At 71.0% G+C, this 10769-nt stretch carries 10 protein-coding genes; 7 read left to right on the top strand and 3 right to left on the bottom strand.

The window, feature by feature from the left end; genetic code table 11:
• Positions 1-1266, bottom strand: a 1266-nt coding sequence (locus ACFW2E_RS30380; protein WP_384470278.1) for a M6 family metalloprotease domain-containing protein, incomplete at its 3' end; no start/stop codon positions are given.
• 361 nt (positions 1267-1627) lie between these two features.
• Here ACFW2E_RS30380 and ACFW2E_RS30375 point away from each other — a divergent pair.
• Positions 1628-3469, top strand: coding sequence for a putative bifunctional diguanylate cyclase/phosphodiesterase (locus tag ACFW2E_RS30375; RefSeq protein ID WP_384470277.1), 1842 nt, complete (start codon positions 1628-1630; stop codon positions 3467-3469).
• On the opposite strand, the gene ACFW2E_RS30370 is transcribed toward ACFW2E_RS30375, so the two are convergent.
• Together ACFW2E_RS30370 and ACFW2E_RS30365 are read right to left on the bottom strand one after the other, a co-directional pair.
• Positions 3448-4536, bottom strand: coding sequence for an LLM class flavin-dependent oxidoreductase (locus ACFW2E_RS30370; RefSeq protein ID WP_384470276.1), 1089 nt, complete (start codon positions 4534-4536; stop codon positions 3448-3450). The two genes, ACFW2E_RS30375 and ACFW2E_RS30370, sit on opposite strands and share 22 nt — an antisense overlap.
• A 146-nt stretch (positions 4537-4682) precedes the next feature.
• Positions 4683-5414 (bottom strand): decarboxylase, encoded by a 732-nt coding sequence (locus ACFW2E_RS30365; protein WP_384470275.1) that lies wholly within the window; start codon positions 5412-5414, stop codon positions 4683-4685.
• Between the two features lie 250 nt (positions 5415-5664).
• Between ACFW2E_RS30365 and ACFW2E_RS30360 the strand changes: the two genes are divergently transcribed.
• From ACFW2E_RS30360 to ACFW2E_RS30335, 6 genes are all read left to right on the top strand, one after another.
• Complete coding sequence (locus tag ACFW2E_RS30360; protein WP_384470274.1) at positions 5665-6618, top strand: D-2-hydroxyacid dehydrogenase; 954 nt, start codon at positions 5665-5667, stop codon at positions 6616-6618.
• A gap of 66 nt (positions 6619-6684) precedes the next feature.
• A complete protein-coding gene (gene ehuB / locus ACFW2E_RS30355; RefSeq protein WP_384470273.1) occupies positions 6685-7614 on the top strand; it encodes an ectoine/hydroxyectoine ABC transporter substrate-binding protein EhuB in 930 nt (309 codons plus the stop codon).
• Positions 7611-8339: an ectoine/hydroxyectoine ABC transporter permease subunit EhuC gene (ehuC, locus tag ACFW2E_RS30350; protein ID WP_384470272.1), complete on the top strand. Its 729-nt coding sequence runs from the start codon at positions 7611-7613 to the stop codon at positions 8337-8339. The genes ehuB and ehuC overlap by 4 nt, the downstream gene beginning before the upstream one ends.
• Entirely contained in the window at positions 8336-8986 is a 651-nt protein-coding gene (ehuD, locus tag ACFW2E_RS30345; protein ID WP_384470271.1) for an ectoine/hydroxyectoine ABC transporter permease subunit EhuD, read from the top strand. The genes ehuC and ehuD overlap by 4 nt, the downstream gene beginning before the upstream one ends.
• Complete coding sequence (gene ehuA, locus ACFW2E_RS30340; protein WP_384470270.1) at positions 8976-9758, top strand: ectoine/hydroxyectoine ABC transporter ATP-binding protein EhuA; 783 nt, start codon at positions 8976-8978, stop codon at positions 9756-9758. Before ehuD ends, ehuA begins: the two co-directional genes overlap by 11 nt.
• Before the next feature lie 196 nt (positions 9759-9954).
• Positions 9955-10713: an IclR family transcriptional regulator gene (locus ACFW2E_RS30335; protein WP_384470269.1), complete on the top strand. Its 759-nt coding sequence runs from the start codon at positions 9955-9957 to the stop codon at positions 10711-10713.
• Positions 10714-10769: the final 56 nt, after the last annotated feature.

Below are 10769 nucleotides of genomic sequence, written 5' to 3'. Positions count from 1 at the left end.
CACGGCACCGGGGACGCTGTGCCCGTCCCGGCCCTCACCCGCGACGGCTCCTCCGCACCGCGCGGCTCCCGCTGGCTGGTGGCTCCCGACACCCGACACCGTGCGCCCCTCCACCTCCACCTTCACGCCCTCCCCGGGCACGGTGAAGCTCTCTCCCGGGGCGACCGGGGCATCGGCCAGCGGCGCGTACACCGAGCCCTCCCAGCAGGCTTCCGTGTGCGGGTGGGCGTCCACGACCTCGATCGGCCCGCCCCCGGACGCCGCCCCGCTGTGGACCCGGTACACCAGGATGCCCTGCCGGCAGGTCGCGCGGTCGCTCCCGGACGGGCCCCGCGCCTCGAAGGCCAGCACGCTGTCGGGTCCGGTGCGCACGACGGCCAGCTTCGTGCCGTCGCCCAGGCCGAATGCCGGGGCTCCGGACAGACCCGGGACGGACGTCCCCGGTCCGGCGGCGAGGGGTTCGAGGGTCAGCCGGGTGGGCCCGGTACCCCGCAGGCACGCGACCTGCCGTGGATCGAGCCACCCCAGCTTCCACTTGTGCCAGGCGAACAGGTCCGGGGACAGCCCGAACTGGCTTCCCATGAGGTCCCAGTCCCCCACATAGGTGTCCCAGTCGCCCTTCCCGTCCGCCGGGCGGTGGTACAGGTCCGGCAGGTCGAAGAGGTGTCCCGTCTCGTGCGCGAGGACCAGCCGGTCCGGTGGATGCCGTTCGAAGACCGTGACGACCCTCCGCACCTCCGTGCCGTCGACCTGCACCGGCGTGTCCAGGTTGACGACCTTCGTCGCGTCGGAGTCCACGCCGGGCGCGTCCGGGTCGGCGACGAAATAGACGACGTCGTACCGCGAGAAGTCGACCTGGCCGTCGGCCACGGCGAACGCGTCGTGCAGATAGGCGGCGCGCCGCGCGGGGTTCCAGTCCCGCCGTATGGCGTAGGACGTCGACGGTTCCGGCATACGGAGCCAGTGCGGCAGCGGGTGCGGGCGCAGGGTGAACTTCCCGTAGGAGGCCTGCTCGAAGAAGCGGCTGGTGGCCGGGAAGTGGTCGGCGGTCAGCTGCGCGGGAGTGGTGTGCGGGGCGGAGTCGGGGAAGGCGAGGAACACCATCACGGCCGAGAACGGGCGGGTCGGCCGGGTGTAGGAGGGGTTCCAGGTGTCCACGCCCTCCGAGTGATGGGCGTCCGTCCGGTGCAGTGCGCACGGAGCCGTCGAGAACGGCTCGGCGACCGACGGACCGCTGAGAATCGAGGTCGCGGCGAGCGCCGACATCGTGGTGAACACTGCGGCGGTGCTGCGCAGCTGGGGACGCGGCACGAAGGTACCTCCGGTTGCGGTTCACGGGACACCGCACCCAGCCTGTGTGAGTTTGTTAAGCAACGCCCTGTTTGTCTGCACCAGAAGGGTGAGGTGTTGTGAATGAGGCCGAGTGGGCGACACCCCGAAGCACTCACGGAACGTCACAAGTGGTCGGAGGCCTGAAGAACCCGTCCATGTGCGGGCAGAAACGATCTGTCAGAAGCGCCGATTCGTCATGGACACTGGAGAGTGGCTGGAAGGCCTCTGGGCCAGCCCCTATGATCGGCACACTTTCCTGCACGGACAGACATCGAGTGCACTGCGGGAGCCAGCGGTGAGCGGAACGTCCGAAGGGCCGACGCCCGTGGCAGACCTCGACCGGTCGGCCGTCACAGAGAGTGACATCGGTGCGCCTTCTCGTGCCGAGTCCCGCCCCGATCCCCCGGCGCACACGTACCGACCCGTCTTCGCGGCCGCGCCGCTCGCCATGGCCGTCGTCGACCGCGAGGGTCTGGTGGCCGACGCCAACGACGCGTTCGGCGCGCTGCTCGGCGCCGAACCCGCCGCACTCACCGGGCGCCTCGCTGCCGACCTGGTCGACCTGGCCTCCGACGCGCGCACCTGGCACGCCTACCGCGAGGTGCTGGGGGGCCGGCAGGCGAAGCTGCGCTGCACCCGCCGGCTGAAGCACCCCGACGGCCACTCGGTGTGGGTGCAGGTCACGGTCGCGCCCCTGACCGGGCCGGAGCCCGGTGTCCTGCTGTCTGTCGCCGACATCAGCGACCGCCGTGAACTCCAGTCCAGGCTGCGGCACTTGCAGATGCACGACCCGGTGACCCGGCTGCCCAACCGCACGCTGTTCTTCGAGCGTCTGTCGGCCGCGCTGGAGGCGGAGTCGTACGAGCAGAGCGGCACGGGCCGGATCGGCCTGTGCTACCTGGACCTCGACGGCTTCAAGGCGGTCAACGACACTCTCGGCCACCGCGTCGGCGACCGGCTGCTGGCCGCCGTGGCCGAACGTCTGACCCGCGTCGCCGACGAGGCCGGATACGCGAGAACCGGCACGCCCCTGGTCGCCAGACTCGGCGGCGACGAATTCGCGCTGCTGGTCGAGGACTCGACGGGCACCGAACAGGTGGCCGATCTGGCGGAGGCGGCTCTGGAGGCCCTCCAGGACCCCTTCGACCTGGCGGGTCAGCGGCTGTCGCTCTCGGCCTCGATCGGGGTCGTGGAGCGGCATGCGGCCGGGACGACCGCCACCGGGCTGATGCAGGCCGCCGACACGACCCTGTACTGGGCCAAGGCCGACGGCAAGGCCCGCTGGACTCTGTTCGACCCGGAGCGCAACGCGCACCGCATGACCCGGCAGGCGCTCGCCTCGACCCTCCGCCCCGCCATCGACCGGGGCGAATTCGCCCTGGAGTACCAGCCGTTGGTCGGCATGGAGGACGGCCGGCTGCGTGGGGTGGAGGCGTTGGTCCGCTGGCATCATCCTCAGTTCGGCACACTTACGCCGAATCGGTTCATCGGACTTGCCGAGGAGGACGGCTCCATCGTCCCGCTCGGCCGCTGGGCCCTGGCCACCGCCTGCCGCCAGGCCCGCCACTGGCAGCTGGACCACCCGGACGAGCCGCCGATCTTCGTGAGCGTCAACGTGGCGGTCCGTCAGGTGTGGGACTCGGACCTGGTGGCGGACGTGGCGGAGACCCTCGCGGAGACGGGACTGGCCCCGCATCTGTTGCAGCTGGAGCTGACCGAGTCCGCGGTGATGGGTTCGGCGGGCCGCCCGCTGCAGGCCCTCCAGGCCCTCAGCGACATGGGGGTGGGCATCGCCATCGACGACTTCGGCACCGGCTACTCGAACCTGGCCTACCTGAGCCGTCTGCCGGTGTCGGTCCTCAAGCTGGACGGCTCGTTCGTACGCGGCTTCCAGTACGACGAGCCGGGCGACCGCCCGAACCCGGCCGACGAGGTCGTCGTGGAGGCGATGATCCAGCTGGCCCACCGTCTCGGTCTGACGGTCACCGCGGAGTGCGTGGAGACGTCCGCCCAGGCGACCCGTCTGCGGCACATCGGCTGCGACACCGGACAGGGCTGGCTGTACTCCCGCCCTGTGCCGCCGGATCGTATCTCCGAGCTGCTGGGTACCCAGTCCTACGCCGTGGGCAACTCGTAGGCGCCCGCGATCAGTTCGTACGAACGCAGCCGCAGCTCACCTCGGTGGGCGTGGGAGGTGAGCATCAACTCGTCGGCCCCGGTGCGCTTCTGGAGCGCGTCCAGTCCGGAGCGGACCTCGTCCGCGGTTCCGTGCACGATGTTGCCCGCCCAGGACCGCACGAACTCCTCCTCGTACGGGCTGAATTCGTACTTCGCGGCCTCGTCCGGGTCGGGGAAGAGTCCCGGGCGGCCGGTGCGCAGCCGGATCATGTTCAGCGCGGTGGCCCGTACCTGCCGGCGGGCTTCCTCCTCCTCGTCCGCGGCGAGGGCGGAGACGCCGATGAGGGCGTAGGGCGCGTCGAGGACGCCGGACGGGCGGAAGGACTCCCGGTACAGGTCGAGGGCCGGGACGGTGTTCTGCGCGGAGAAGTGATGGGCGAAGGCGAACGGCAGGCCCAGCATGCCGGCGAGCCGGGCGCTGAAGCCGGAGGAGCCCAGCAGCCAGATCGGCGGGCGGTGCGGCGACTGGATCCCGCCGGGAGTGGTGCCCTGCACCGGCCCGGGAATCGCGTGGATCCGCCCGTAGGGGTGGCCGTCGGGGAAGTCGTCGTCCAGGAACCGGGTGAGTTCGGCGAGCTGCTGCGGGAAGTCGTCGGCGCCCTCCTCGAGGGTGTCGGTGCGGCGCAGGGCGGCGGCGGTGGCCCCGTCCGTGCCCGGGGCGCGCCCGAGGCCGAGGTCGATCCGGCCGGGGGCCATGGCCTCCAGCGTGCCGAACTGCTCGGCGATGACGAGAGGCGCGTGGTTCGGCAGCATGACCCCGCCCGAGCCGAGCCGGATCCGCTCGGTGTGGGCGGCCAGGTGCGCCAGGATCACGGCGGGCGAGGAGGATGCCACACCGGGCATGGAGTGGTGCTCGGCCACCCAGTAGCGGTGGAATCCGCGCGCCTCCGCGAACCGGGACAGCGCGACGCTCGTGCGCAGCGCGTCGGTGGCGGTACGCCCCGCGCCGACGGTGACCAGGTCCAGTACGGAGAGGGGGACGGGGGCGGTGCCGTGCGCCGTTCCCCGGATCTCGTCTTCCGACACGGTGCGTGCCTCCTGCTTTCTCGGCCGTGCGCTGTCCTCCGGGGGCCAACAGGAGGCTGACTCCGCTTTATTCCCCGGGCGGATCGGCCCGGTCCCGTGGCGAGCCGCACGCCCGCACCGTCACGCCGTCCCGCGGCGCCGTCCCGTCACACCTGGACGACTGGCTCGCGAGTGAACAGGGAGCCCAGCTCCGGTGCATTGACCCGGCGGTCCGTGAGGCGCAGTGCCTCCCACACCGTGACCTGGTTCGCCGTGAGGACGGGCTTGGAGAGGGCCTTCTCCAGGAGGGGTACGTACCCCGCCGTGTGCAGTGCCGTGTCCGGGAGGAGAACCGCCTGCGCGTCCGGGTCGTCCGCCGCCCGCGCGAGCGTCAGTACGTCCTCCTCCCCCCAGGCCCCGGCCTCCGCGGCCGTCGCGGTCCCGGCCGCCCGCACTCCGGTCACCTCCACGCCCCCGGCCCTGAGGAAGTCCGTGAACAGGGACGTCACGGCAGCCGGGTAGGTGGCCCCGACCGCCACCCGCCCCGCCCCGAGCTCGCGCACCGCGTGCACGAAGGCGAAGGACGTCGAGGAGGCCGGCATGCCCGCCAGCTGGGCCAGGGCGCGCACCTGGTCCCTGGCGCCCTCCCAGCCGTACACGAAGCTGCCGCCGGTGGAGGCCCACACCACCGTCTCCACCCCCGCGCGCCGCAGCTCGTCCACGCCGGCCGCCAGCCGCTCCGGCTCGCCCGTCCGCCGCAGCGCGTCCGCCCGGTGCGCGCCCTCGCCGGAGTCGGTGTGGACCAGGTCCACCCTGATGTCCCCGCCCAGGAGCTGCTCGATGCGCGGATAGTCGTCCTCGGCGAAGTGGCCCGGGTAGAGGAATCCCAGTGCGGTCATGTCCAGCCCTCCTGCTGTGTCCGTCCGGCGACGCCAGATACGCCTTCACGGCTCGGGTACCCAGCCACCGCGCCGTCGCCCCCACCGTGACCTGGTTGGCGGACATCGCCGGAAGTCCCGGTTCCGCCCCCGGCGGGCTGTTCGCGTATGGACAACGACTCGTGGGCGTGAGCGTGTTGACGAAGGGGAGTGCGGGTGCGAGCGTGGTCAATCCGCGCATGTCAGACACCTGGCCCCTCGGAGGAGCGGCTTGCCGACGCCCGTCCCGACCGTTCTCGTACTGGACGCCGAGCCGCTGCCCCGCCTCGGCCGGCTCACCGGCCGTGCCCGGATCGTGCACACGGACGCGGCCGGCCTCGCCGAGCGCCTCCCCTCGGCCGACGTCCTGCTGGTCTGGGACTTCACCTCGCACGCCGTGCGTGAGGCCTGGCCGGGCGTGGGCCCGCGGCCGCGCTGGGTGCACACGGCGAGCGCGGGCGTCGACCATCTGATGTGCCCGTCACTCGCCGCCTCCGGCACCGTGGTGACCAACGCGCGCGGGATCTTCGAGCAGCCCGTCGCCGAGTACGTCGCCGCCCTCGTCCTCGCGATCGCCAAGGACCTGCCGCGGACCCTGGACCTCCAGCGGGAGCGGACCTGGCGGCACCGCGAGACCCGGCGACTGGCCGGCACGCGCGCGTGCGTGGTCGGCTCCGGGCCCATCGGCCGTACCATCGCCCGGACGCTGAAGGCTCTCGACGTCACCACCGCCCTCGTCGGGCGCGTCCCGCGCACCGGGATCCACGGGCCCGGCGACCTGGACCGGCTGATGTCCCGGGCGGACTGGGTGATCGCGGCGGCGCCGCTGACCGAGCAGACGCGCGGCATGTTCGACATCCGCTGCTTCGGCGTGATGCAGCCCTCGGCGCACTTCATCAACGTCGGCCGCGGCCCGCTGGTCGTCGAGGAGGCGCTCGCCGAGGCGCTTGCCAAGCGGTGGATCGCGGGCGCGGCCCTGGACGTGTTCGTCGAGGAGCCCCTCGCGCCCGGGAGTCCCTTGTGGCGGGTCCCCGGTCTGATCGTGTGCCCCCCCCAGAGCGGGGGCACCGGCGGCGGGCGGGCCGAAAACGGTGTGCAGTTCGTGGAGATGTTCGAGCGGTGGGCCGCGGGCAGGCCCCTGGTGAACGTGGTCGACAAGCAGCGCGGATACGTGCCGGGACGCTGAACGGGTCCACGGCGGCCCTGTGATTCCCGATGCATAAGCCACGTGCTTGCGGGTAGCCGCGCCGCCATGGCTCCACCACTTGGCAAAGGTCCACGCACAGTCCCGTACACAGCAGGGCCCGGGCTCAGACGCTCCCGGCGGTCGGTGCTGGCCGCGCTATGCGGCCTCGGCGCGCTGGGGGCCGCGGGCTGCACGCGCGTGGCCACCGCGGCCGGCACGAACGGCGGCGATCTGCTCGACCGGCTCCGGGCGCAGGGTGTCGTGCGGCTCGGGATCGCGGGCGAGATCCCCTTCGGGTACATCGACAAGGACGGCGGGCTGACCGGCGAGGCTCCGGAGTTGGCGAAGGCCGTCTTCAAGCGGCTCGGGGTCGACCGGGTCCAGCCGGTGCCGACCGAGTTCGGCTCCCTCATACCCGGGCTGAACTCCCAGCAGTTCGATGTCGTGGCCGCCGGGATGTACGTCAATCCCGAGCGCTGTGAGCAGGTGATCTTCGCCGATCCCGACTACCAGATGCTCGACTCGTTCATCGTGCGCAAGGGCAATCCGATGGGCCTGAACGACTACAAGGACGTCGTGGCGAAGAAGGCGAAGTTCGCCACCGGGACCGGGTACGCCGAGATCCAGTACGCCGTCGAGGCGGGGTACGAGGAGAGCGACATCCTGATCGTCCCCGACCAGGTCGCCGGACTGAACGCCGTGGAGGCCGGACGGGCCGACGTCTTCGCCGGTACGGCGCTCACCACCCGCGAGGTCGTGAAGAAGTCCACCAAGGCCGAGGCCACCAAGGCCTTCACCCCGCTCGTCGACGGCAAACCCCATGTGGACGGCGGGGCGTTCGCGTTCCGGTCGGCCGAGACGCGGCTGCGGGACGCCTTCAACGTGGAGCTGCGCAAGCTGAAGAAGAGCGGCGAACTCTTCCGGATCCTGCGGCCGTTCGGCTTCTCCGAGGCCGAGATGACGGACCTCACCGCGAAGGAGCTGTGCGGCGGATGACCACAGGACTGTGGAAACTCGTACTCGAAGGAGTCTGGACCACCCTCCAGCTGCTGGTGCTCAGCGCGCTGCTGGCCACGGCGGTCTCCTTCGTCGTGGGCATCGCCCGCACCCACCGGCTGCGGTTCGTCCGCTTCCTCGCCGGCTTCTACACCGAGGTGTTCCGCGGCACCTCGGCCCTGGTGATGATCTTCTGGGTGTTCTTCGTGCTGCCGGTCGCCTTCGGCTGGCAGCTGGTGCCCCTGTGGGCGGGCACGCTGGCGCTCGGGCTGACGTACGGGGCGTACGGCGCGGAGATCGTGCGCGGCGCGCTGAACGCGGTCGACCCGGCGCAGCGGGAGGGCAGCGTCGCGCTGAGCTTCACGCCCTGGCAGCGGCTGCGGCTCGTGCTGCTGCCGCAGGCGGTGCCGGAGATGATCCCGTCCTTCTGCAACCTGCTGGTGGAACTGCTCAAGGGCACCGCGCTGGTGTCGATCACCGGCATGGGCGACCTGGCGTTCAGCGGCAACCTGGTGCGGCTGGCGCTGCAGGAGAGCGCGCACATCTACACGTACCTGCTGCTGATCTACTTCGCGATCGCGTTCGTGATCACCCGGCTGATGCGCGGTCTGGAGAAGCGGCTGAAGGCCGGTGTCGGCAAGGATCCCGGGACGGAGACCTCGGCGCGTGAGCTCAAGCGCGCGCAGACGACCGGTGTCGGGGCGGCCGGGGGTGGTGTGGCGTGAAGTGGGACTGGAGTGCCGTACGCGAGTTCATGCCGCACTTCTGGGACGGCCTGCTGGTCACCCTGCAGGCGCTGGCCCTCGGCTCACTGATCTCGTTCACCCTGGGGCTGCTCTGGGCGCTGCTGATGCGGGTGCCGAGCCGGTTCGTGCGCTGGCCGGTGGGAGTCGTGACGGAGTTCGTCCGCAACACCCCGCTGCTGGTGCAGCTGTTCTTCCTCTTCTACGTGCTGCCCGAGTGGGGGCTGACCTTCTCGGCGCTGACCACCGGTGTCTTCGCGATCGGGCTGCACTACTCGACGTACACGATGCAGGTCTACCGGGCCGGCATCGAGGCCGTGCCCGCCGGGCAGTGGGAGGCGGCGACGGCGCTGAGTCTGCCGGTGCGGCGGACCTGGGCGGTGGTGATCCTGCCGCAGGCCCTGCGCCGGGTCGTGCCGCCGCTCGGCAACTACGTCATCGCGATGCTCAAGGACACACCGATCCTGATGTCGATCACCGTCCTGGAGATGCTGGGCCGGGCGCGGCTCTTCTCCCAGCAGCACTTCCAGTTCACCGAGCCGGTGACGGTGATCGGCGTGGCCTTCATCGTCATCTCCTATCTCGCCTCCCTTCTCCTGCGCACCCTGGAGCGTCGCCTTGTCCGTTGAGACCAGCAAGCAGCCGGTCGCCACCGGCACCCGTCCGACCGAACTGATCCGCCTGGAGGGCGTCACCAAGCGCTTCGGGTCGAACACCGTGCTCGACCGGCTGGATTTCTCCGTCGAGTCCGGCAAGCACGTCACCCTGATCGGGCCCTCGGGCTCCGGCAAGACCACGATCCTGCGCCTTCTGATGACCCTGACCAAGCCGGACGAGGGCACGATCACGGTCGACGGGCAGCAGCTCTTCCCGGCGCCCGAGAAGGAGGTCCGGGAGGTCCGCAAGAAGATCGGGATGGTGTTCCAGCAGTTCAACCTGTTCCCGAACATGAGCGTGCTGCGGAACATCACCGAGGCCCCGGTCACCGTCCTGGGCATGGCGAGGGACGAGGCGGAGGCGCGCGCCCGCGAACTGCTGGACCTGGTGGGCCTGGCCGACAAGTGCGACGCGCGGCCGACCCGGCTGTCCGGCGGTCAGCAGCAGCGGGTGGCGATCGCCCGCGCCCTGGCGATGCGGCCCAGGGTGCTGCTCCTGGACGAGGTGACCTCGGCGCTCGACCCCGAGCTGGTCGTGGGTGTCCTCGACCTGCTCAGGGACATCGCCCGCACCACCGACATCACGATGCTCTGCGTGACCCACGAGATGAATTTCGCCCGGGACATCTCCGACCAGGTACTCATGTTCGACTCCGGTCGTATCGTTGAGGCCGGCCCGCCGGAGCGGATCTTCAGCGATCCGGAGCAGGAACGGACCCGGGAATTCCTCAGCGCGGTCCTCTGATTACGGGAAGTGAACGCGCGAACACCCGAGGTCTCGGTGCCGGGTCATGACTTTGGCATATGCCAGAGTGTCTGCGCCGCAGTTGAGAGGGCCACAATCTGGCCAACACCCCCTCCACATCCGGCTCTTGCCCGTTATCGTGGAGGGGATTCATCGACCGGATCGCGGCCAAAGAGCGAGCGCAGGGGGACCCACCGTGGCGCTGAAGCACGAGCCGACCACCCCGTACCACTCCGCCCAGGACGCCCTGCGCGTCCTGGAGACCGTGGCACAACACTCCACCGGCGCCACCGACGCCGATCTGGCGCGCGGGACCGGCCTCGCCCCCGAGCGCCTGGCCGCGCTGCTGCGCATGCTGCGCCGCGAGGCCTACGTGGAGCAGGTCTCCGACGGCGCGTACGTCACCGGGGAGGCCTTCCGGCGCCTCGGCTCCGCCCACGGCCACGAGCAGGCGCTCGGCGAGAAGCTCCAGCAGACCCTGGACCGGCTGCGCGACTCGGTCGGCGCCGCCGTCTACCTCAGCCGCTACGTCGACGGGGAGGTGCGGATCGGCCAGTACGCCGACAGCCCCGCCACGCCCGCGGTCAACGAGTGGGTCGACTTCCGCTACTCCGCCCATGCCACCGCGATCGGCAAGAGCCTGCTCACCCAGCTCGACCACAACGCACGCCGCGACCACCTCTCCCGCCACAAGATGGCCCGCCTCACCTCGCGCACCATCACCAGCGACAAGCTCCTGCTCTCCCGCCTGGAGTCCCAGCCGCCGACGGTGCCCGTCCTGGACCTCCAGGAGTACGCGATCGGCACGGTGTGCGCGGCGGTCCCGATCACGGCGGGCTCCTCGGTGGGCTGCCTGGCGCTGTCCCTGCCGGTGGAACACGCGCACCGCCTGAAACAGGCGGCTGACGCCCTCAACCGCGGCGCGGCGCCGGTACTCCTGTCGCTCGCGATCTAGCCCGGTCCCGGTTGGTCACGAGCACCCACCGGGACCAGGTGGTATTTTCTTCGTCG

It is taken from the genome of Streptomyces sp. NPDC058964 (assembly GCF_042741275.1).
In the GTDB taxonomy this organism is placed as follows: domain Bacteria; phylum Actinomycetota; class Actinomycetes; order Streptomycetales; family Streptomycetaceae; genus Streptomyces.
Note: the sequence above shows the minus strand (reverse complement) of the source record. Positions and strands in the feature narration are given on the sequence as shown.